The organism is Thermodesulfobacteriota bacterium (assembly GCA_031082315.1).
In the GTDB taxonomy this organism is placed as follows: Bacteria; Desulfobacterota; QYQD01; order QYQD01; family QYQD01; genus QYQD01.
In genome coordinates, this window is sequence record JAVHLC010000006.1 from 103,558 (window position 1) to 126,312 (window position 22,755).

General features: G+C 51.8%; 25 protein-coding genes. All 25 read left to right on the forward strand.

The features are described from left to right. Positions 1 to 10 precede the first annotated feature (10 nt). Complete coding sequence (locus tag RDU59_07200) at positions 11 to 367, forward strand: hypothetical protein (protein ID MDQ7838262.1); 357 nt, start codon at positions 11 to 13, stop codon at positions 365 to 367. Next, the gene (locus RDU59_07205) at positions 348 to 833 is read left to right on the forward strand and encodes a DUF1018 domain-containing protein (GenBank protein MDQ7838263.1); all 486 of its coding nucleotides are present in this window, start codon (positions 348 to 350) and stop codon (positions 831 to 833) included. Before RDU59_07200 ends, RDU59_07205 begins: the two co-directional genes overlap by 20 nt. Next, a complete protein-coding gene (locus RDU59_07210) occupies positions 805 to 1,137 on the forward strand; it encodes a hypothetical protein (protein MDQ7838264.1) in 333 nt (110 codons plus the stop codon). Before RDU59_07205 ends, RDU59_07210 begins: the two co-directional genes overlap by 29 nt. A gap of 51 nt (positions 1,138 to 1,188) precedes the next feature. Then, positions 1,189 to 1,419, forward strand: coding sequence for a hypothetical protein (locus tag RDU59_07215; GenBank protein MDQ7838265.1), 231 nt, complete (start codon positions 1,189 to 1,191; stop codon positions 1,417 to 1,419). A gap of 102 nt (positions 1,420 to 1,521) precedes the next feature. Beyond that, a complete protein-coding gene (locus RDU59_07220) occupies positions 1,522 to 1,845 on the forward strand; it encodes a hypothetical protein (protein MDQ7838266.1) in 324 nt (107 codons plus the stop codon). Between the two features lie 23 nt (positions 1,846 to 1,868). Further along, entirely contained in the window at positions 1,869 to 3,050 is a 1,182-nt protein-coding gene (locus RDU59_07225; protein ID MDQ7838267.1) for a Mu-like prophage major head subunit gpT family protein, read from the forward strand. Between the two features lie 100 nt (positions 3,051 to 3,150). Next, entirely contained in the window at positions 3,151 to 3,546 is a 396-nt protein-coding gene (locus RDU59_07230) for a hypothetical protein (protein ID MDQ7838268.1), read from the forward strand. A 183-nt stretch (positions 3,547 to 3,729) separates the two neighbouring features. Then, positions 3,730 to 4,128, forward strand: a complete 399-nt coding sequence (locus RDU59_07235; GenBank protein ID MDQ7838269.1) for a hypothetical protein — start codon at positions 3,730 to 3,732, stop codon at positions 4,126 to 4,128. Positions 4,129 to 4,412: 284 nt separating this feature from the next. Next, on the forward strand, positions 4,413 to 4,853 hold the full coding sequence (mraZ, locus tag RDU59_07240; GenBank protein MDQ7838270.1) for a division/cell wall cluster transcriptional repressor MraZ: 441 nt from the start codon (positions 4,413 to 4,415) through the stop codon (positions 4,851 to 4,853). Positions 4,854 to 4,872: 19 nt separating this feature from the next. After that, positions 4,873 to 5,787 carry a 16S rRNA (cytosine(1402)-N(4))-methyltransferase RsmH gene (gene rsmH, locus RDU59_07245; GenBank protein ID MDQ7838271.1) on the forward strand — a complete coding sequence of 305 codons (915 nt, stop codon included), beginning with the start codon at positions 4,873 to 4,875 and terminating at the stop codon, positions 5,785 to 5,787. 13 nt (positions 5,788 to 5,800) lie between these two features. Continuing rightward, complete coding sequence (locus tag RDU59_07250) at positions 5,801 to 6,154, forward strand: cell division protein FtsL (GenBank protein MDQ7838272.1); 354 nt, start codon at positions 5,801 to 5,803, stop codon at positions 6,152 to 6,154. Beyond that, positions 6,151 to 8,082 carry a penicillin-binding transpeptidase domain-containing protein gene (locus RDU59_07255; GenBank protein ID MDQ7838273.1) on the forward strand — a complete coding sequence of 644 codons (1,932 nt, stop codon included), beginning with the start codon at positions 6,151 to 6,153 and terminating at the stop codon, positions 8,080 to 8,082. The genes RDU59_07250 and RDU59_07255 overlap by 4 nt, the downstream gene beginning before the upstream one ends. A gap of 19 nt (positions 8,083 to 8,101) precedes the next feature. Further along, a complete protein-coding gene (locus RDU59_07260) occupies positions 8,102 to 9,634 on the forward strand; it encodes a UDP-N-acetylmuramoyl-L-alanyl-D-glutamate--2,6-diaminopimelate ligase (protein MDQ7838274.1) in 1,533 nt (510 codons plus the stop codon). Further along, entirely contained in the window at positions 9,612 to 11,054 is a 1,443-nt protein-coding gene (gene murF, locus RDU59_07265) for a UDP-N-acetylmuramoyl-tripeptide--D-alanyl-D-alanine ligase (protein MDQ7838275.1), read from the forward strand. The genes RDU59_07260 and murF overlap by 23 nt, the downstream gene beginning before the upstream one ends. Continuing rightward, on the forward strand, positions 11,055 to 12,134 hold the full coding sequence (gene mraY, locus RDU59_07270) for a phospho-N-acetylmuramoyl-pentapeptide-transferase (protein ID MDQ7838276.1): 1,080 nt from the start codon (positions 11,055 to 11,057) through the stop codon (positions 12,132 to 12,134). An 18-nt stretch (positions 12,135 to 12,152) separates the two neighbouring features. Then, the gene (gene murD, locus RDU59_07275) at positions 12,153 to 13,523 is read left to right on the forward strand and encodes a UDP-N-acetylmuramoyl-L-alanine--D-glutamate ligase (GenBank protein ID MDQ7838277.1); all 1,371 of its coding nucleotides are present in this window, start codon (positions 12,153 to 12,155) and stop codon (positions 13,521 to 13,523) included. A gap of 30 nt (positions 13,524 to 13,553) precedes the next feature. Further along, positions 13,554 to 14,648, forward strand: a complete 1,095-nt coding sequence (murG, locus tag RDU59_07280; GenBank protein ID MDQ7838278.1) for an undecaprenyldiphospho-muramoylpentapeptide beta-N-acetylglucosaminyltransferase — start codon at positions 13,554 to 13,556, stop codon at positions 14,646 to 14,648. A 3-nt stretch (positions 14,649 to 14,651) separates the two neighbouring features. After that, positions 14,652 to 16,025 (forward strand): UDP-N-acetylmuramate--L-alanine ligase, encoded by a 1,374-nt coding sequence (murC, locus tag RDU59_07285; GenBank protein MDQ7838279.1) that lies wholly within the window; start codon positions 14,652 to 14,654, stop codon positions 16,023 to 16,025. Next, positions 16,022 to 16,942 carry a UDP-N-acetylmuramate dehydrogenase gene (gene murB, locus RDU59_07290; GenBank protein ID MDQ7838280.1) on the forward strand — a complete coding sequence of 307 codons (921 nt, stop codon included), beginning with the start codon at positions 16,022 to 16,024 and terminating at the stop codon, positions 16,940 to 16,942. Before murC ends, murB begins: the two co-directional genes overlap by 4 nt. Further along, on the forward strand, positions 16,935 to 17,741 hold the full coding sequence (locus RDU59_07295) for an FtsQ-type POTRA domain-containing protein (GenBank protein ID MDQ7838281.1): 807 nt from the start codon (positions 16,935 to 16,937) through the stop codon (positions 17,739 to 17,741). Before murB ends, RDU59_07295 begins: the two co-directional genes overlap by 8 nt. Positions 17,742 to 17,753: 12 nt before the next feature. After that, the gene (ftsA, locus tag RDU59_07300) at positions 17,754 to 18,986 is read left to right on the forward strand and encodes a cell division protein FtsA (GenBank protein ID MDQ7838282.1); all 1,233 of its coding nucleotides are present in this window, start codon (positions 17,754 to 17,756) and stop codon (positions 18,984 to 18,986) included. Between the two features lie 27 nt (positions 18,987 to 19,013). Continuing rightward, on the forward strand, positions 19,014 to 20,234 hold the full coding sequence (ftsZ, locus tag RDU59_07305) for a cell division protein FtsZ (GenBank protein MDQ7838283.1): 1,221 nt from the start codon (positions 19,014 to 19,016) through the stop codon (positions 20,232 to 20,234). A gap of 147 nt (positions 20,235 to 20,381) precedes the next feature. After that, positions 20,382 to 22,085 (forward strand): radical SAM protein, encoded by a 1,704-nt coding sequence (locus tag RDU59_07310; protein MDQ7838284.1) that lies wholly within the window; start codon positions 20,382 to 20,384, stop codon positions 22,083 to 22,085. Next, a complete protein-coding gene (locus RDU59_07315) occupies positions 22,070 to 22,441 on the forward strand; it encodes a ribbon-helix-helix domain-containing protein (protein ID MDQ7838285.1) in 372 nt (123 codons plus the stop codon). The genes RDU59_07310 and RDU59_07315 overlap by 16 nt, the downstream gene beginning before the upstream one ends. After that, the gene (locus tag RDU59_07320) at positions 22,438 to 22,749 is read left to right on the forward strand and encodes a type II toxin-antitoxin system PemK/MazF family toxin (protein ID MDQ7838286.1); all 312 of its coding nucleotides are present in this window, start codon (positions 22,438 to 22,440) and stop codon (positions 22,747 to 22,749) included. The genes RDU59_07315 and RDU59_07320 overlap by 4 nt, the downstream gene beginning before the upstream one ends. The last annotated feature ends 6 nt before the right edge of the window (positions 22,750 to 22,755 follow it).

A 22,755-nucleotide genomic window follows, 5' to 3' on the forward strand; every position in this document is an offset into this window, starting at 1 on the left:
GGGGGTTATCATGATTGAAGCAAGCGATTTATCTCCTGAGGCAAAAAGGGTCTGGGAGAGCCTTGACGAAGGATTACAAAAGACTATTCAAAAGGACAATCCCTTCCGAGTCGAGCGTGACAACGCCATTTTTGGACTGAGCAAAAGAGGCGTTAAGGTTGATATCCTGGCCGAAATAACGGGCGTAAGCCGGAACGCGGTTCATCGCATCATAATGAGACTCGCTTACCCGGTGAGCGACCGGCCATATAGCCGAAAGCGGAGACCGGCCAAATCCAGGATAAATCTGGAGGCCTTATATAGGGAACTTTTATTCGGTCTTAATAAGGCATTCGGGAGAGGAGGCGATGAAACTAACGCCAAGTAAGGGCAAAGGAGGGATTGCCGTGATTAGTAAGGACCAAATCAAATTGATCTGGGTACTGGCCCGGCAACTGGATCTGGATAGCGATGAGCTCCACGAAGTGGTTACCGGGATCACCGGCAAAGACTCGATTAAGGCCCTTTCGGTCGGGGAAGGTATAGAGGTTGTTAACACCATGATCCGGGCCGGGGGCAGAGTGAAGAAAAAGAGGAGGCCCCGGCGAAAGTTGCCGCCCAATGTGGTGGAGATGGTAACCAGCGAACAGCTAAGTTATATCAGTTACTTAGAGAAAAGACTCGGCTGGCAGGGCAACCCGGAACGTCTGGGGGGCTTTGTCAGGAGAATCATAAAAAGGGAGGTGGTAAGGACCAAACAGGAGGGAATCAAGGTTATTCAAGGGTTAAAGAGCATGGTTAACAGGAATAAAGGAGGTGGAATAGATGGAGCCAACGAAATGTCAGGAAACTAAAGGGCCTGGTCAGGGAAAGGAAATGACCCCAGAGTCGCTTTATGATTTAGCAGCCACGCTCAATATCTGTCGTGCCAAGGTTGATTTTATCGTCGACGTTTTTACCCAGGATGGACCCTCAACTTTTCGGTTCTCAGAAAGTGGTCTTTATGGGTTTTACCTGGTTCTTAGAAATATCTCAGAGGATATGGAACATGTGAGCGATGGAATATCAGAAAACGACAGTGAGAGTCGCCGTGAAATTAAACGGCTTACGGAGGCGCTCAACAAACGGGAGCCTTTACCGAAGGTTGCCACCGGGTAAAGGCTCCTTAACAAACACCGGGTATTAACCCAGTCAGGAGGTACGAATAGCATGGCAAAGGACAAAAGTCAAGAAACACGGGACGATGTAGAACAAGAAACTTTTGATTTTGAAGGCCTTGAATTGAGGCCTATACAGCTTTTGGGGCGATTGCTTATGCTGTCAGCGGTTTCTGGTGCGCAGATGCAAGCAGAGGATATGGTCGCCTTGGGTCTTCTTCTCAAATTATATGCCGATCATTTTAGAAAAACACAAACAGAAGAGGCCAGACCACAAGTATAATCTAAAAAACCTTGCCCTGGATAGGCTCGCTACCGAAAGGGCGGTACCCTCACCGCCCCTCCAGGGTTTTAAAATGAGGGACAGCAACTAAGAGGGGGTTGCATGGATACTGTGCAGCCCCCTTTATTTTTTAAAGGAGATAAGACCATGCAAAAGGAAGAAAAAAGCTTACTTGATGAGGCCTTGAGGATCTATAAGGTTCCGCCGGAGTACGTTTTCGCAAGCCGCGTGTATGATGAAATCGACCAGGTGGTTATTGTGACAAACGGAGGCAAGAGAATCCGGCACCGTAGGGGTGAAGAGGCGCAGTTTGAGCTGTCCCAGGTGGAGATCACCGGGGAATTGCCTCAAGATGAAATGGTATGGAACGAAAAGCTTAACCAAAGAATCAGTGTCAAGAGCGTCTTAAAAACAATCAAAAAATAGAATCCAAAGGAGAAAGAAGGACTATGAACAGAGAAAAGGTATTGAAAGATATAGAAAGGACCCTTTTTTATAGTGATGTGCAGGTAGGACTGAACCCAGTCGAAAAGCTTGGGGCCGCCCTTATCAAGCTTTTCGTGCCCGAATATGACACCAGGGGCGTGGGGGCCTTCAACAGTCTTCGTGATGCCTATGTCCACTTTACAGGTGACGATGACATAAATGGCATGTTTTACCCTCACAAGGCGTCTAAAGAGTTACGGGCCTGTGCTGATTTCGCCTCCAATTCCTTTGCTTTTGGCTTGCAAAATGCCCTAAGCATGTACTTATCCAAGACGTACAAGGCTTTTCCTTATCATGAAGAGATCCTTATCTCCGAAAAGAAGAAGGCCACGGACTTTAGAAAAATCCATTCAGTCCAGTTGGGCTATTTGGGCGATCTTCCCGATGTGGACCCGGAGGCTGCCAACTACGATAGCGTAGAACAGTATGCCGATACGGAGTCGCAATACGATCTGGGCCATAAAGGTGCCATCCTATGGGTTACCAGGAGGCATATTCTGAATGACAGCATCGGTCTGGTAAAAGACATGGTCAAAAGGATGGCACGTAGCGCCCGAAAGACCCATGCCAGATATGTCTGGAATTTTTATATCAATAACGCTACATGCCCGGACGGGACGGCCTGGTTCACCACTGAGCATGGGAACCTTGGCAATAACGCCCTCGATCTAGCCCCTCTGGTGACCGCTATAACAGCACTGGCGAACATGACGGAACCCGGGCCAAGCGCAGAAAAGTTGGGCCTGGATCTCGCTACTTTTAACTGGCACCTGGTTGTGCCTATTGATTTGTGGGATCTCGCGGTAAAGAAAAACCAAGGCCGGGATTACTATGAATCCGATGATCTGACCACAAAAGTCCCTAATCCTTGTCAACGGCTATTTGGCGATCGCAACGAGAGGATCGTTACCTGCCCGTTTATGACGGATACAAATGACTGGGGAGTTATCAGGGATCGGGAAGACGTACCCATTGTTGAAATGTCCTACATGTGGGGACACGAAGAGCCCGAGTTTATTATTGAAGAAGGCCCCACAGAAGAGCATGTCTTCACAGCGGACAAGATTGGTTACAAGATCAGGCATGAATACGGCGGCACCCTGGCCGGTCATCCGGGTGGATATAAATCTGTCGTAACAGAATAAGATCCCAGAGCCAGGCTTTCCTCCTTTCCCTGGCTGCCCAACCCGGGGCGATTTTGCCGCCGGAATAATCGCCCCGGTCCCTGGGAATTGATAAAAGATCATGCAAATCAGCCCTTTTTTAACCGATATAGCCAAGTCCTATAATCCCAAGGTCGAATATGTGGCTTTTTGTGATTTACCAGGTACACAGTTAGGAGAAGCCGGAAGGCCACGTGCGACAGAAGAATATAAGATTTTTATAGATAGAAACAAGTTAATTTGTCCCTATCAGGCACTTTTCGTCCTTTTTCATGAAATAGGACACATAGAGCTTTACCACCTTGGCTATAGATTTTACAAAGGAAGCCATTCCAATCAAGAGGATCAAGCCGATAATTGGGCCTTTAATCAAATGGGTATTCTGGACAACCAGGGAAGGGTAAAAGAAGAAGAAATTCTTTGCTTTAAATGTATAAAAGAGCAATCCCGGAAGTGTTTAAAGGGCCTTGTACTTTGAATGAAGAGAGAAGATGAAATTCTTGATATTCTTAATAGCCCTGAGTATTTTTACTGTGAAAGGACACGATGCCGATTGCGGATCGCGGTCTGTATTAAACGGCAAGAGGAATTTTCCTTTCCGGTTTGTGAAGGATGCAGCCAGGGACCTAAAAATCAGCTTATGGCACAACCAGGAGGCGACATGTTAGAAAATCCAAAGCCAGAAGAGCAGGTAGGCGTAAGGCTATGTGAAGATTGTCAAGAGAAGCCTACAATGTCTCCAGGCTGCCCATATTGCCCAAGCTGCATGTCCAGGAGGGCACAGAAAGCGCGAAAGCTTCAGGGGAGCAGCCCCAAGACGCCCAGGCGAGAAGCTCAGAAGGGCGTAAATAAAGCGAAACTGGCTCCATGGGACAAATGCCTACCCCAGCCAAGGGAATCGTTTACAGAGGCCGATACAGCCCTTAAAGTCGATTTTGGCAAGCATGCCCACATCCTCAGAGAGATCGAAAAGCTGGCTGAACAGCAAATAAGGCCGGTTGAACTTCAGGTTATTTATATGCTCAAGACTTGTCTGGACGGGATGGGTTCCACGGCATAACCCCACTTTAGAAAAACACACCGGTTGAAATGCGGTTTAAACGGCAGTTAATCGACCTTTCAACAGCCCCTTTTTGATTCCAATTTGACACCAAATTTCCCCAAATTTGAACCCGCAGTTTGCGACAAACCTCTTTGCACTTGCGTCAAACCTCTTTGCAGCTAATATATGTCTATTTTGGGGGCATTTTTTCTTGACAAATTAAAGCCCTGGCCATATAGTGGCGAAAAGGGGAGTAAAGTGGATTAAAGTGGGGCAAAATCTATTTCGGAGGCAGAAATAGGGTGTTTCGTGGCAGGTCAACACATACCCTGGATAGTAAGGGCCGCTTAATTATCCCGGCGCGGTTTCGCGAGGTTCTCAGGGCCGGGTACGATGACCGCCTTATTATAACCAATCTCCACCGTTGCTTAGTAGCCTACCCTTTTGAAGAGTGGCGGCTGATTGAGAATAAAACGGCTTCTCTATCTGCCATAGACGAGAATGTCAAGGCCTTTTTAAGGTTGTTTATCTCCGGCGCTGTGGAATGCCCTCTGGACCGGCAGGGGAGGGTCCTCATTCCTCCCAGCCTTCGTGAATATGCGGACCTGAATAAAGAGATTGTATTAGCCGGGATGCTTAAAAACTTTGAGATATGGGATAAGGCCCTATGGGATGAGGAGATCAGTAAATCCCGGGAGAATTATCCGCAACTGAGCGCAACATTAGCCCAAATCGGGATTTAATTTTGACCCTGGAAAACCCGTGACCAGATGGCATGTACCCGTTATGCGTGAGGAAGTCCTTCATCATCTGGACTGTCATCCTGGCGGCATATATGTTGATGGAACCGTAGGCATGGGAGGTCACGCCGCGGCTATATTAGAAAGAATCAAACCTGAGGGGAGCTTGGTCGGTATTGACTGGGATGAGGACTCTCTGCATATAGCGCGTGAGCATTTAGCCCCCTTCGGCAACCGTGTTATCCTGGTAAAAGGGAATTTTGCCGACTTGCCGCTTATAGCGCAAGAGCTGAAGATTGAAAAGGTTGACGGGGTATTACTGGATCTGGGCATTTCTTCTTATCATCTGGAGCAGAGCGGCCGGGGGTTCAGCTTTAAACAGGATGAAATACTTGATATGCGCATAGACAAACAAAATCCATTGACTGCCCGGCATATTGTTAACCGTTTCCCTGAGAGAGAACTGGAGAAGATTATAAAGGAATTCGGAGAAGAAAGGTGGGCGCGGAGGATTGCCAAGGTAATCGGCCGGCAGCGGGAAAGAGAGCCGCTTAACACCGCCGTACAACTGGCTTCGCTGGTTGCTTCGGCCATACCGCGCAAGTTCCACCCCGCCAATATTCATCCGGCCACACGTACGTTTCAGGCCTTGCGGATCGCGGTCAACCGGGAATTAGAGAATCTGGCCCGTGCGATACAGGGTATTGTCGGTCTCCTCAAGCCGGGGGGGCGGTTCTGCATTATTTCCTTTCACTCCCTCGAAGATAGAATTGTCAAAAGAAAATTCCAGGAGATGGAACAGACCGGACTCATGGGTGAACGGCCTGTGTTGCGTCGGATTACACGTAAACCCATTATTCCGTCACCTGAGGAATGTGCCGCTAACCCGCGGGCCCGCAGCGCTAAGTTAAGGGTGGCGGAGCGGCTCGCGGCTTAAAGGAGGATTAAGCATGTCTAATGTTTCTACCATTCGCTTGCCCAAAAGGGCATTTATCGGAAACCTGGCCGTCGGAAAGAAGGCTAAACACAAGACCGCCAGGTTATCCTTGCCCGGCGGAAAAATTGCCCTGGCGTGCAGCCTGGCGATATGTCTCCTGTCACTTGTGGCATTAGGAAGCACGATTACAGAAAGCGAGTCACAGGGGATCGTTGCCGGGAAACAAAATAAGAAACTTCTAAGCGAAAATCACAGATTACAGCAGGAATGGAAATATCTAAAATCTCCGGCACGGATAGAACAATTGGCAAAATGTGAACTGGGATTGCAACGTCCATCCAAAGAACAGCTTGTGATTATTAGATGAAAAGGGAAACCGGTAAGCGTAAGAATTATGCCCCCTATATTATTATCCTGGCGATCCTTATATCAGGGTCGGGCATTCTATTAGCCCGTGCCTTTCATGCAGGCGAACAGGATAAGAAAATTCCGGGGCATGGCCGCACTCCGGAACCTGCCTTATCCCTTGCTCCTTATCGAGGCGGCATTTTTGACCGGAGCTACAGAGAGCTGGCTGTAACCGCTAGCGCCTACTCCGTTTATGCCTATCCTCTGGATGTTGACGATCCGGCCCAGACGGCGGCCGCCCTTTCCAACACACTCAGAATCAACGAAAAAGATCTACTCAAGATGCTCGAGTGTGAGAAGGCCTTTGTATGGATAGCCCGTCGTGTGGCCTCCCATCAGGCAGAGATGATAAAGAATCTCAAGCTCAAGGGTATACATTTTATTAATGAAAACTGCCGCCTCTATCCCCGGAACAGCCTGGCCGCTCAGATTATAGGCTTTGCCGATACGGATGGCCACGGCATAGAGGGATTAGAGTCAGCCTATGATGATCTCCTGTGCAGCACCCCTTTGTCACTTCAGAAGAAGTGCGACGAGTCAACCCGCTTGACATTCAATGGCGGGGTAACAGAGGTTAATGCCGGCAAGGGCAATAATATTATTCTGACTGTGGATAGCAACATTCAGGCCATGGCGGAGAGGGGGTTTTGTCCGGCTCCGGCCAAAGATAATATAGTTAAAGCAGGCGCTATTATTGTCATGGATATTAAGAGCGGGGCCGTATTGGCTATGGCCAATTATCCATCTTACAATCTTAACACCTTCTGGGAGGCCGATGCCTCGCTGCGCAGGAATCGGGCCGTCACTGATATATATGAGCTGGGTGAACTGGCCGGTTTTTTGGGAACGGCGGCGGCCATTGAAGAGCAGACTTTAAGCGAAAAATCAAGTAGTCCGGCCATACAAGGGCGTGATAATGCAACACACGTGTCGCATGGCGATACAAAGGACAATGCAAAAGATCTATCTGAATCCCCCCACACCCCTTCGCCGGAGTTTCTATATAATTTTCTTCTCAAGCTCGGATTCGGCAATAAGACGGGTATCTGTCTGCCTGCCGAAAATAGCGGCACTTTGCCGCCTTATAGCCAATATCAGGGCGATATATCTGCATTTTACCGGGGTGAGGGGATTACGGTAACTCCCCTTCAGCTCATTACTGCCTTTGGGGCTATCTTAAACCGTGGCGTGGTTATGCCGCCTCACGTGGTCTCAAAGGTAACCGACAGTGAAGGTAATTTAATAAAAGAATATCAGTGCGCTCCGGCAAGGCAGGCATGCACGCCGGAGACATCTGAGAAAATAAGCGCCATCCTTAGAACTCAGCAAGGCAAAGAGGATAAAAACTTTATCTTGCTTACAGCTTGCAATTATGTCCGGCCCCCCGCCGGCATTTCATCCCCGGACGATCCCTCTCTCGACAATTCGTCCGGGGTTGATTATATTAAATACTTATTGGGGGGCGTGCCGGCTCATAATCCTAAGGTAGCCATACTGATGGTAATCGAAGGAGCCCCGGGGGAAGAGGAACTAAGGACAAAACTAGAACACCGGATAAAAGATATAGCCTATGCCTCTCTTAGAGTATTAACCCGTCCCCGGGCAAAAGCGCTTGCTTCCTATAGAGAAAAAAAAGACCGGGGTTACACCGGAAGAGAGAATAAAGCGCAAGATAGCTGCAGGCAGGCGGCGGCCACGGCTGCAAAGGCCATGGTTATGCCGAACGTACGGGGCAAATCCATGCGGGAAGCCCTGTATATGCTTCAGGGATATGACGTCTCTCTGGTAGTCACCGGTTCCGGAGTTGCGGTTTGTCAATCACCGGCGCCGGGAACAAGGCTAAGAAAGAATTCTCGTTGTGTAATAGAATTTAAACCGTCTTCATAGAAGACAGGATTTTTATGATATGCGACTGACCCAATTAATAGGATCGATCGACAAAAAGCTCACGGAAGGCCTGCCGGATATTGAGATTGCCGATGTCGCCTATGACTCCCGGAAGGTAAGCCATGGGAGCCTTTTTGTGGCTATTTCCGGGGCAAAGACCGATGGGCACGCCTATATCCATGACGCTATCAGTCGCGGGGCTAAGGCAGTGGTAGTGCAAAACGGTTTTAAATTGAATTCCACACCTGCCGGCTTAAGCATAATCAGGGTTCCCAATACCCGTCAGGCCCTGGCCTGCATCGCCAGCGCCTACTATGGAGACATAACAAGGAAATTATGCCTGGTAGGTATTACCGGCACTAATGGTAAGACGACCACATCTTACCTGGTAGAATCTGTTTTAAGGGCCGCGGATCTTTCTACCGGGGTTATCGGAACGGTCAATTATCGCTTTGGATGTGAGGTGCTGAAGGCGCCTTTTACCACACCTGAGTCCCTGGAGTTGCAAAAGCTCCTTCGCCGGATGGCTGATCAGAAGATAACGCACGTGGTTATGGAGGTGTCATCCCACGCCCTGGATCAGGAGAGGGTTGCCTTCTGCCGGTTTGATGTGGCGGCCTATACCAATTTATCGCGGGATCACCTGGATTATCATCACGACCTGGAAGATTATTTCCACTGTAAGGAAAGACTTTTTACCACAGTTTTGGAGGAGAGCAGAAGGGCAAAGCGACCTTGCTCGGTTATCAATATCGACGATCCCTGGGGCCGGGAGTTGCTCAAGGCCCAGCAGGGCCTTCCTTTGACCTATGGACTGAGAGGTCATGGGGCAGATATAACGGCACGGAACACGTCTTTTACCCTGGATGGGATCGAGGCCGAGATAGTTACCCCTAAAGGGACTTTTAACCTGCATTCAAAAATGCTGGGTGAGTACAACCTTTACAATATGCTGGCGGCTACAGGGGTAGGGCTGGCCCTGGGTCTTTCGTGCGAGGTTATAAAAAAAGGGATAGAGGCATTGAGCGCTGTGCCGGGACGTATGGATCGCATCGACAATGCCTGTAAGTCCACGGTCCTGGTGGACTATGCCCATACCCCGGATGCCCTGGAAAAGGTCTTAAGCGCCGTACAGGCCCTTAATCCTAAAAGGCTTATCAGTGTATTCGGTTGCGGCGGTAATCGCGATCAGGGCAAGAGGCCCATTATGGGGCGGATAGCCGCCCAATTCAGCCGGATAGTAATAATAACTTCAGACAACCCCAGGGATGAAGATCCTCTGGAGATTATCAGGCATATTGAAGAAGGGATAAAGGGGTCTCCTTTGCGGCGGGTTGAGCCGGACAGCATCCTGGCCGGCCCGCCTGAGGCGGGCTATGTTATTATGCCTGACCGACGTGAGGCTATCAGACTGGCCTCGCGCCTGGCCCGGCCGGGAGATGCCATCGTCATTGCCGGCAAAGGCCATGAAGACTATCAGATCGTAAGGGGGAATATTTTATCCTTTGACGATCGGGTGGAGGTGAGGCATGCCTTTGGCAGTCTGTCTTGATACCGGGCGGGATATGAGAAGGCTGGCGGCTTTAGATGTATTGTATGCTACAAAAGGGATGCTGCTCCAGGGCGGCACGGCCGTTTCTTTTAACCGTACGGCCATAGATTCCCGCGCGGCAAAAGAAGGAGATCTTTTTCTGTGCCTGAAGGGGGAACGTTTTGACGGCCATGACTTTGTGCCGGAAGCGTTAGCTAAAGGGGTAAGCGGTATTTTAGTCCGTAAAGGCTGGTGGTCTGAACAGGCCGGCCGGAACCTTTTTACTCCGGCCGTGGTCATTGAGGCAGATGATACCTTAACCGCATTAGGCGACATCGCCTCTTTCTGGCGCCGCGCCAATCCTGTGCAGGTGGTAGCCATTACCGGATCCAGCGGCAAGACCACCACCAAAGAGATGACTGCCGGTATCCTGGCTAAATGCTTTAATGTGGCCAAGACCATGGGTAACTTTAACAATCTCGTCGGATTGCCTCTGTCTCTCCTGGCGGTTAAGCCCACGGATAAAGTAGCCGTCCTGGAGATGGGCATGAACAGACTCGGAGAAATAGAACGGCTGGCTCAGATTGCGAGGCCGGATATAGGGGTAATTACCAATGTGCAGATGGCCCACCTGGAGGGCCTTAAAACTATAGAAGGTGTAGCCAGGGCCAAGGGCGAACTTTATGCCGCTCTGGATGAGGAGGATACGGCCGTATTTAATGTGGATGATCCCCATGTTTCGAATCTGGCCCGAAAATGCAGGGCGCGTAAGCTCGGCTTTGGGCTTGGTCCCGGGGCGGAAGTTACTGCCCGGGAGATTATATCCCGACCGGAGGGGACGCTAACTTTCTCTTTGGTGTCACATGAAGGGGCTGCGCAGGTAACCTTACAGACGCCGGCGAGGCATAACATCGCAAACGCCCTTGCCGCGAGCGCTGTGGCATTGGCTATGGGAGTGGATATTAAGACTATCAAAGAAGCCCTGGAAGAATTCCGTCCGGCGGCAAACCGGTTAGAGCTTATCAAACTCCCCCAGGGAATGACCGTAATAAATGACACGTATAACGCCAATCCGGGCTCTATGCGGGCCGCCCTGGAAACCCTTAAAGAGATCAAAGGGAGTAGGCCCGGAATAGCGGTTTTGGGGGACATGCTGGAATTGGGTGAGCAGACGGCAGAGGCCCATCGCTCCATCGGAAGATATATTGCCGGGCTGGGGATAGAATATCTCATCGTTATGGGCGAATTTGCTCCGGCGTTTATTGCAGAAGGGGCTGTCTCAGGCGGTATGGATAAAAGTCATATTATTACCGCGTCCAGCCATGAAGAAGCAGTCAGAATACTCAGGCAAAAAACCTCCGGCCACGATTTTGTGCTGGTCAAAGGATCGCGTCGCATGCGGATGGAAGAGATTGTAAAGGGGCTCCGGGGAGAGGCATAAATGTTATATTACTTACTGTATCCCCTGCATGTATATCATACTGTTTTCAATGTCTTCCGGTATATTACCTTTCGCACTATCTACGCCACGTTGACGGCCCTTTTGTTGTCTTTCCTGGTCGGGCCTTATTTGATCAGGCGGCTCAGCGAACTTCAGGTAGGGCAGTATATTCGTGAAGAAGGCCCTCGGTCCCACCTCTCGAAGCAGGGGACGCCCACTATGGGCGGCCTCATGATCATCTTTGCCGTGGTTGCGTCCACGCTCCTGTGGGCGGATTTAAGCAGTCATTATATCTGGTTGGTCTTGCTGGTTACCGTCGGCTTTGGCAGCATCGGGTTTCTGGACGACTATCGCAAGGTAATCAAGAAGAACAATAAAGGCCTGGGCGGTCGTTACAAGCTGGCCGGACAATTGGCCATCACCCTGTTTATCGGTGTCTATCTCTATACGCATCATAATTTCGATACCCGCCTCAGCATCCCGTTTTTCAAGACCATCAGGCCTGATATCGGCTGGGCCTATATCCCCCTGTCCATAATAGTTATTGTTGGGGCATCCAATGCCGTCAACCTGACCGATGGTCTGGATGGGTTGGCCATCGGGCCGACCATCATCGCCGCTGCCACCTACCTCATTTTTGCCTACTTAACCGGGCATATTAAGATAGCCAATTATCTGCAGATCGCCTACGTGCCGGGCGTTGGAGAGATAGCCGTATTTTGCGGGGCATTAGTAGGCGCCGGTATGGGATTCTTATGGTTTAACAGCTATCCGGCTCAGGTCTTTATGGGTGATGTCGGTTCTCTGTCGCTGGGGGGAGCCTTGGGGACGGTGGCCGTGATAACCAAGCACGAAATTTTGCTGGCCATTGTGGGCGGTATATTTGTGGTCGAGGCCCTGTCCGTCATCTTTCAGGTGGGATATTTTAAGGCCACCAACGGCAGGCGTATTTTCCGCATGGCCCCGCTCCACCACCACTTTGAGCTTAAAGGATGGCCGGAGCCCAAGGTCATCGTGCGCTTCTGGATTATTGCTATTCTTCTGGGATTGGTAGCCATGAGCACCCTGAAGCTTAGGTAAACAGAGGATACATCGGGTATGGACTTGAAAGACAAAAAGGTCTTGGTAGTAGGGCTGGGCGCAAGCGGTAAGGAATCTGCTGCGTTTTTGCTGGAGCGCGGCGCTAAGGTCTCCGTATCCGAATCGGCGGCCCTTAAGGATATCCCTGCAGATAAGCTGGCCTGGATTGAAGAGAACAGGATTCCTTTGGAGGCCGGTGGACATAACATAAAGACCTTCCTTGCGGCCGGGTTGATCGTGGTCAGCCCGGGGGTGCCTCTGGAGATTGGGCCCCTTCAGGCGGCAAGGCGCGCCGGTATTCCGGTCATCGGGGAGATAGAGCTGGCCGCCCGTTTTATAGATACGCCTGTCATCGCGGTAACCGGCACTAACGGCAAGAGCACGACTACGGAATTAATCGGGCACATCCTGGCGCATGCGGGTAAAAAGATATTCGTGGGCGGCAACATCGGCCGTCCCTTGATCGGCTATGCGGGGCAGAAACAGGACAGGGATTTTGTGGTGGCAGAGATAAGCAGTTTTCAGCTGGATACTACCGAATTCTTTCGACCCTGGCTGGGGCTCCTTTTGAACATAACCGAGGATCACCTGGATCGTTATCCATCTTTTAATGCCTATGTCCTCTCCAAGTTCAGGATTTTTGCCAACCAGACAGCCGGCGACTTTGCCATTATTAACGATGATGATCCTGTGGTGACGCAGTACGTAAGTAAAATACCCTCCCGCATACTCACCTTCAGCCATAAGCCGCACGGCAAAGGGGCCTACCCGGAGGGGAACAGGCTGACCTGCCGCCTGGATCAGGAAGCGGGGGAGACATATTCATTAGAGAAGATCAAACTGACGGGCGAGCATAACCTGGAAAACATCATGGCCGCCGTCCTTGCGGCCCGGGTGTGCGGCTGTACGCCATCCGCCATACAGGAGGCCCTGGAGGTGTTTGAGGGTCTGCATCACCGTACGGAATTTGTCTGTGAGATTGGCGGCGTAAGCTTTTATGATGATTCCAAGGGGACCAATGTGGGTTCGGTGGTCAAGTCCCTGGCCGGGTTCGACCGGCCGGTCATACTGATTGCCGGCGGCCGGGACAAGGGCGGCAGTTATGCGGTATTGGAAGATATGGTGCGCAATAAAGTGAAGGCGCTTATCCTTATCGGCGAGGCCGGAGAAAAGATACGCCGGGCCCTGGGACATCTGACCCGGACTATGGAGGCCGGGACGCTGCCGGAGGCCGTGCGCCTGGCCTATGCGGAGTCTGCGTCGGGAGATGTGGTCCTCCTCTCCCCGGCCTGCGCGAGTTTTGATATGTTTCGTAGTTATGCGGAGAGGGGAGATATTTTTCAGGAAGCAGCCCGGAGCTTGCCAAAACAGCAGGCCGCCGCGATATGATAGATCCGTTCGAACGTTCGAACGCTTGACATGTATGAAGCAAAGAGAATACGCATCATTGTAGCCGGGGGTGGAACCGGCGGGCATCTTTTCCCGGGGATTGCCGTGGCCAGGGAACTGATGAGCAAAGGAGACGTGAGCATCCTGTTTGTAGGCACGGACAGGAAAATAAACGTAGAGGCCCTGCGCAGGTACGGATTTTCGTTCAAGACGATACGGGCCGAGGGTATCAAGGGGCGTGGCGTGGTTGGTACGGTTCGGGCCCTGGCCATGGTCCCTCTAGCGATATTACAGACACTGGCTATTTTGAGAGACTTCCGGCCTCATTTAATCCTGGGCGTCGGCGGTTATGTCTCCGGGCCGGTAACCCTTGGAGGTTGGCTTATGGGAATAAAGACCGCGATACAGGAACAGAACTCCATCCCGGGTCTGACTAACCGTATCTTAGGTCGTATCGCAGACCGGGTATTTATCTCTTATCCGGAAAGCGGAGATTATTTCCCCGGCCGAAAGGGCATGCTTACCGGGAACCCGGTACGGAAAGATTTACTGGACTCAGTCGGCAAAAATAAGGGGGTGAACGGCCGGTTCACCGTCCTTATCCTGGGCGGCAGTCAGGGCGCACACCGCATAAATGAGATTATAACTGCTGCCCTGGCCGGTCTGAATGACCTGAAGGAACGACTTTACTTTATTCACCAGACCGGCGAGAAAGACGAGGTCTGGGTGAGGGATGCTTATCAGCAGGCCGGGTTTGAGGCCACGGTCTCCGCATTTATTAATGACATGGGATGGGCCTATGGCCGGGCAAGCGTTGTGGTATGCAGGGCCGGGGCCGGTACTCTGGCTGAATTGACCGCTATCGGGAGGCCTGCCCTGTTAATCCCTTATCCTTATGCGGCCAATAACCATCAGGAGGTAAATGCCCGCTGTCTGGAAAGGGCCGGCGCCGCCAAGGTATTTCTACAGGCCGACCTCAGGCCGGATATTCTGGCCGGGGAGATTAAATCGCTGTATGAAGATCAGAGCGCCCTTAAGAATATGGCCGGCCGGTCGTTGGCGCTGGGCAAGTCAAACGCCGCTGCGCTTATTGCGGAAGAGTGTCTTAAGATGATAGGTGGCTAGTAAATGTATAAGACCGGTCAACATGTACATTTTGTAGGCATAGGCGGCATCGGCATGAGCGGCATAGCCGAGGTTCTAATCAACCTTGGCTATAAGGTCAGCGGCTCCGACCTGGCCGAGACGGACATTACCCGCCGCCTCAGCAGACTGGGTTGTACCGTACATAAAGGACATGATCCCCAAAATGTGCATGGGGCCGCTGTCCTGGTTACTTCTTCAGCCGTAACCAGGGATAACCCTGAGGTACAGTATGCCCGGGAGGCTATGATCCCGGTCATCCCGCGGGCGGAGATGCTGGCGGAGTTGATGCGTCTGAAGTACGGCATTGCCGTAGCCGGCGCACACGGCAAGACCACCACCACTTCCATGGTAGCCACGGTACTGGCTCAGGGCGGTCTTGATCCCACGGTGGTTATCGGCGGCAAGCTCAACAGCCTGGGAAGCAACGCCAAGCTGGGACAGGGCAAATTTCTGGTGGCCGAGGCCGATGAGAGCGACGGTTCCTTCATGCATCTTTCCCCAAGCATTGTGGTGGTAACCAATGTCGATGTCGAACACCTCGACTACTACGGCAACCTGGAGTGCATTAAGACTACCTTCCTCGAATTTATAAATAAAGTGCCTTTTTATGGGATAGCCATCGTCTGCCTGGACGATAACCATATCCCATCTTTGATCCCCTATATTAAAAAACGCTATGCTACCTATGGCCTCAGCGCTCAGGCTGATTTTCAGGCGCGGGATGTCCGCTGGTCAGGGTTGGGAGGACGCTACATTGCTTATCATCTGGGGCAGGAACTTGGAGAGATCAACCTGAACATCCCCGGCATACATAACGTATATAATTCCCTGGCGGCGGTGGCCTGCGGTCTGGAACTCGATATACCATTCGCCGACATACAGACCGCCCTGCAACAATTCAGCGGCGTCCAGCGACGTTTTCAGATCAAAGGGGAAGTGAGCGGCATTATCTTCGTAGATGATTACGGTCATCATCCCACGGAAATCAAGGCCACCCTTACCGCGATGCGACAATGCTGGGAAGAGAAGCGGCTCATCGTCATTTTCCAGCCTCACCGTTACACGCGGACGCAGGCCCTTTTCGAGGATTTTGTGAAGGCCTTTTACCAGACAGACATGCTCATACTGACCGAGATTTATGCGGCCGGCGAGAAGCCGATCCCGGGTGTGGAGGCAAAAGATCTGTGTGAGAGTATCCGCCGGCAGGGGCATAAGGACGTGCAATTTATACCGGACAGAGCGGCTATAGCCTCTCATCTCGAGGCGATAGTCCGTCCCGGGGATGTGGTCTTGACCCTGGGAGCCGGCAATATCTGGCAGGTAGGAGAAGAGCTGCTGACGCGGCTTGGAAAATGAACAAAAGGGTAAAAAAGCAATTAGAGAAGTTATGTGACGGCGCGGTATTGTTTGATGAGCCGTTGGCGCGCTGGACGTCCCTTAAAGTGGGCGGCCCGGCCGGCGCCGTGGTCATGCCCCGCAGTCTCAACGCCCTGGGGCAAATCCTGACCTTTGCGCGCCAGGAAAGCGTACCTTGTTTTGTTATCGGCCGGGGGACAAACCTGGTAGTTAAAGACCGTGGATTTAACGGTGTAGTTATTTCCCTGAAGATGGGATTCAAAAAGATGACGGTCACGGACTTAAAAGACAGGCCCACCGTTTTGGTTACCGTGGAGGGAGGGGTTTATCTCCCGCAACTGGTTCGGTTTACGGCCAAGGCCGGATTTTCCGGCCTGGAGTTTGCTGCCGGTATCCCCGGCTCAACAGGTGGAGCCATATCCATGAACGCAGGCTCCTGGGGCGGTGAGATAAAAGACTGTTTGCAAGAGATCAGCGTCCTGGATGAGGAAGGAAAGGTCGGGCGATGGGAGAGGAGCCGGCTCTCCTTTGGCTATCGCACTCTTTTAGCCCCTAAGGGGGGCGCCATCCTTTCCGGCACCTTTTGCCTGGAGAGGAGCAATCCCGGGCAGGTTCAGGATATAGTTACCTCCAACTTGGCGCGTAAACGCGCCACCCAGCCCCTTCGTCAGCCCAGCGCCGGCTCTATTTTTAAAAACCCGGCCGGCCTGGCCGCCGGTAAATTGATTGAGATGGCCGGATTAAAGGGTATGCGTTGTGGAGGGGCCTTGGTATCACGGAAGCACGCCAATTTCATAGTCAATACCGGCGGGGCCACGGCCTCGGACATCCTCGGCCTGCTGGGCCTGGTTCGCGATCAGGTCCAGGCCCGCTTTGGAGTAAAATTGGAGCCAGAGGTAGAGATCATTGGTGCGTAGCTATAAAAGGATGCCTCAAAGGGCGGACAGCCGCCGTAAAAGGCGCATAATCTTATTGCTTGGGTTGGCGCTGCTGCTGTCTTTGTCCGCGGGCGGCATCTTTTTGACAAGGACTTGCTGCCGCTGGGTGTATCAATCCAGCCTCTTTCGTATTAATTCAGTGCACATTACCGGGTGCCAGCGCATTTCCAAGGAAGAGATACGTAATCTGGCCAATGTGGATATACACAGCAATATACTGGCTATTGATGCGGACAAAATCGGCCGGACACTGGAGACGCACCCTTGGGTCAAACAGGCCATCGTGCGCAAGGAACTGCCCGACCGCCTTTATATCCGCATCGTGGAAAAACAGCCGGTAGCGCTGCTGCAGGATAACGGGCTTTATTACGTTGATAAAGAGGGCGTAATAATCGCACGGACAAATCTGGCTGAGAATATGGATTATCCGATTATAACCGGCTTAAAGAAGGGAGAGCTGCTCTCTGATTCGGAAAAGGTCGGGCATCTGCGGGAGCTTTTGCCGCTTCTCTATGCCCAAAAGAACGTTGAAGATGTGCTGCCGGCCAGAAATATCTCCGAAATCCACATAGACCCCAGGATGGGCCTGGTTCTACATACAGTAGACGGTCGCTTTCCCATAAGAATGGGGATGGGAGATATGGCAAAAAAATTCAGGCGACTGGAAATGGTCCTTTACGACCTTTATTTGAAAGAGGCCTATAATTCGGTCAGCTATGTGGATTGCGAGTATTATAATGGAAAAATTATGATCCGAAAGACCATCAACCTATCCTAGGGGAATTTAATTATGGATAAAGATCAAGGGGATATCATTGTCGGCTTGGATATCGGCACGACCAAGATCTGTGCGGTAGTAGGAGAAGTAAATGAAAATACGATAAAGATCGTGGGAGTCGGCTCCCATCCGTCTATCGGCCTGCGCAAGGGTGTGGTGGTTAACATTGAAAGCACCGTCAACTCTATCCAGAAGGCCATAGAAGAAGCAGAATTAATGGCGGGCTGTGAGATAAAGTCCGTCTATGCCGGTATCGCCGGCAGCCACATCAAAGGGTTTAACAGCCACGGCGTGATTGCCATCAAAGGGCGTGAGGTTGGGCAGAATGATATAGACCGGGTGATCGACGCGGCCCGGGCCGTAGCTATACCAATGGACCGTGAGGTCATCCACATCCTGCCGCAGGAATATATCGTAGATGATCAGGACGGCATACTTGACCCCTTAGGCATGACCGGTGTCCGCCTGGAGGCCAAGGTGCACATTATAACCGGGGCCGTTACCTCGGCGCACAACATAATAAAGTGTTGCAACCGGGCCGGACTGGATGTCTGCGATATAGTGCTGGAGTCTCTGGCCTCGGCGGAAGCAGTCTTGAGCAATGAAGAAAAAGACCTGGGGGTGGCGCTGATCGATTTTGGCGGCGGCACCACCGATTTAGCTGTTTTTACCGGCGGCAGTATAAGGCACACCTCGGTACTGGGTCTGGGCGGCAACAACCTGACCAATGATATTGCTGTGGGCCTGCGCACACCCATGGCCGAGGCGGAAAAAATCAAGGTCAGGCACGGTTGTTGTCTGAATACCATGATCCAGAAAGATCAGACTATCGAAGTCCCCAGCGTAGGCGGCAGGAAACCGCGCATCGTCTCGCGGTATATATTGAGTGAGATACTGGAGCCGCGGGTGGAAGAAGTTTTTAGCCTGATTGATCAGGAGATAATTCGTTCCGGTTTTAAGGAGCTTGTTGCCGCGGGTCTGATAGTTACCGGCGGCTCAGCCTTGCTGGAAGGCATACCGGAGATGGCCGAACAGATCTTCAACTTACCGACACGCGTCGGTTATCCCAAGGGCGTTACCGGGCTGGTGGATGTAATAAACAGTCCCATGTATGCAACGGCTGTGGGTCTTCTCATATACGGACTCAATAATGAACCGGAAAGAAAATTCCGCATCCGGGACGAGCATATCTTTAACCGGGTCACAAACCGGATGAAAAGATGGTTCAAAGATAAGATATTATAGTATTCATATATAAGGGGGTAGGGAGTTATGCTCTTTACGTTTGCAGAAGATGATTATGCGGCGAAAATCAAGGTCTTCGGCATTGGCGGCGGCGGCACAAACGCGGTCAGAAATATGATCAGGTCCGACTTAAAGGGCGTTTGTTTTGTGGCCGCCAACACAGACGCCCAGGCCCTGGAGGTGGCCAGCGCAGACATTAAGATCCAGCTTGGCACAGAAGTAACCCGGGGGCTGGGGGCCGGGGCCGATCCGGACAAGGGCCGCCAGGCCGCCCTGGAGAGTATAGACAAGATACGCGAAGCCCTGGCCGGCAGTGACATGGTCTTTGTTACCGCCGGTATGGGCGGCGGGACCGGCACCGGCGGCGCGCCGATTGTGGCCCAGATCGGTAAGGAGCTGGGCGCCCTCACCGTAGCTGTAGTTACCAAGCCATTTCATTTTGAGGGAAAAAAACGCATGCGGCAGGCCGAAGACGGCATTCGCGAATTAAAAAAACATGTGGATACCCTCATCACTATCCCTAATGACCGCCTCCTGAGCCTTGCAGAAAAGAATGCTACTTTCCTCGACATGCTGAAAAAGGCCGACGATGTGCTTCTTTATGCCGTAAGGGGAATCTCAGATGTAATTACCGTGCCCGGTCTCATCAATGTGGATTTTGCCGATGTCAGAACCATTATGTCGGAAATGGGCCTGGCCCTCATGGGCACCGGCATTGCCTCCGGCGAAAACCGGGCCATTGAGGCCGCGCAGAAGGCTATTTCCAGCCCCCTCCTGGAAGATATATCCATAAGCGGAGCGCGTGGAGTCTTGATCAACATCTCCTGTAACCAGAGTCTGACCATGGATGAGGTATATGCCGCCTCTTCCCTTATCCAGAAAGAGGCGCATGAAGATGCCAATATCATCTTCGGTTCGGTTCTGGATGATGCCCTTGGGGATGAACTCCGCGTCACGGTCATCGCCACCGGCATCCATACAGAGGAAGAAAGCGAGAAGGAGGCATCCCCGCCTCAGACCGTTCTGCCGCGGCTTCAGCCCAGAAAACAGGATGCTCCGGCCCGGCCTTGGCTCGGGAGCAGAGGACCGTCTTCGTCTCCGGAAGGCCAGACCGTGGAGCGTTTTCAGCCCAGGGCCATACTGCCCGGAAATACTAACTTACAGCGAAAACGTAGTTTCTCCGATGCCGCGGCCATGGATGAAGAAGAACTGGATGTGCCGACATTTTTGCGCCGGCAGGCAGACTGATTTTGACGATTGCCACAGAGAACACGGCGCGCCATAGTCGCAACCAAAGAAGTTCACGGTTCCGGGTTCCACGTTCACGGTTTTTTAACCCTGAACTTTGAACCCTGAACTTTGAACTGTGAACCTTGAACCTCTTGAAGGAGATTATTGTACAAAAAGCAGGTTTTAAGCAAGGAACTTCTCGCCGCCGAAAAGGGAGTAATCAGGAAGAAATGGCACGGTAAATTACCCGTAGCCCTCATTTATCCCAACCATTACCATGTGGGCATGTCCAGCCTGGGCTATCAGGTTGTTTATGCCCTTTTTAATCGGAATCCGTACGTGGTTTGTGAACGCATCTTCCTGCCGGAGGAGGGCGAGTCTCCTGTTTCCATAGAGTCCCACCGGCCCCTGGCCGATTTTAAGGTCCTGGCATTTTCCATCTCTTTTGAGAACGATTATCTAAATGTCCTCAAGATCCTCCAGGCCGCGGGTATCCCCATACGGACAGAAGATCGCAGCGATAAACATCCCCTGGTCATGGCCGGGGGGGTAGCAACCTTCCTCAATCCGGAGCCGTTGGCCGGATATATAGACTGCTTTTTACTGGGCGAGGGGGAAGAGACCATCCAGCCTTTTCTCGATCTGTTGATAGAAAAGCAGTTTTTCGGACAGGATCGCCGGAAGGCCCTCCGGGAACTGGCCTCCCGCTTTGACGGCCTCTATGTCCCGCAATTTTATCAGCCGGGCTACGATAAAAAGGGACGGTTAAAATCCTTTGCGCCGGCTGAAGGACTGCCGCAGACAGTAAAAAGGATGAGTGTCCCTACAGGGAAGGCCGCCGAAAGACACACTATTGTCCTTACCCCCAACACCGAATTTGGAGACAAATTTCTCATTGAGATAGGGAGCGGATGTTCGAGAGGATGTCGTTTCTGCGCGGCGGGGTTTATCTATCGTCCGCCCCGGCCCTGGCCGGAAGAAGTCATAAATAGGGTAACTGCCGGGGCCGGGGATATTGAGAAGGTGGGTCTGGTAGGGGTAGAGATTGCCGATGCTGAGGCCATAGAGCGTATCTGCAAGCATCTCATCGCGCACGGTAAGGAGGTTTCGTTTTCGTCTCTGCGGGCGGACTGCCTGACCCCGGAACTCCTGGCCACCCTGAAGACCGCCGGATTGAAGACAGTCACCATAGCGCCGGATGCCGGATCAGAACGCCTGCGGCGGGTAATTAATAAGGGACTGGATGAAAAAACCATAGTGGAGGCAACCGAGAGATTGGCTCAGTGGGATATCCTCAATCTCAAGCTCTATTTTATGATCGGCCTGCCTACGGAAGAAAGAGAAGATGTGGAGGCCATCGTCCACCTGACGAAAAAGATAAAACATCATATCCTTAAAATATGTCGGGATAAAAGGCGCATGGGTACCATAACGCTCAGTGTTAACTGCTTCGTACCCAAACCCTGGACGCCCTTCCAGTGGGTGGCCATGGATGATCTGGAGTCGCTGCAGGACAAAGCCAAGATTATTAAGAATGGATTACGCCATGAGGGTAACGTCCGAACCACCTTCGACGTGCCGAAGTGGGCTTACGTACAGGCCCTCCTGGCCAGAGGAGATCGCCGGGTCGGGTCTTTCCTGGAAGCGGCGCTAAAGACAGGTAGTTGGAAGAAGGCCTATAAAGAGGTGGACTTAAACCCTGATTTCTTTGTCTCCCGCGAGCGGGATCGGGATGAACTCTTCCCCTGGGATTTCATCGGCCACGGCATAAATAAAGACTACCTGTGGGAAGAATACCAGAAGGCCCTCAAGGCGGAAAAGACCATCCCCTGTCAGGTGGGGAAGTGTAAGCGGTGCGGGGTCTGCTAATACACAAAAAGGCAAAGTGCATTAACCGTGAGGTTAAGACGTTAAAGATTTTCTTGACATGGTTATTTATGTGGATTACCATAGCTATGGTAATCCACATACAGGGAGGGCCGATAGTTACTATGAGAACTGTGCAGATGACACTCGATGACGATCTGGTAGAGGCGGTAGACCGTGCTGCGAAACGGCTTCACACATCACGATCGGCTTTTACCAGGGATGCGTTGCGTGATGCGCTCACGCGCTACAGTGTAGCAAGGCTCGAGCAGAAGCACCGCCGGGGATACAAGGCGCAACCCGTCAAGAAGGGCGAGTTCAGCGTGTGGGAAGATGAGCAGGCGTGGGGGGGTGAATGAAACGGGGAGAAGTTCGCTGGTACAAGTTCCTCCATCCTGATAAAAAGCGTCCCGTGCTCATACTGACGCGAGATTCCATTCTTGACTATCTCGGTGAAGTCACCATAGCGCCTATTACTACCACCATCAGGGACATCCCAAGCGAGGTCTTTCTTTCTCGGCAAGACGGGCTGCCTCACGATTGTGTCGTGAACTGTGATCATATCCAAACTGTATCGAAAGGCAAGATAGGCTCACTCATCACAACTCTCCCGGCAAACAAGATGATTGAAGCTGGACGTGCCATCGCATTCGCACTGAATCTCTGAAGAGAA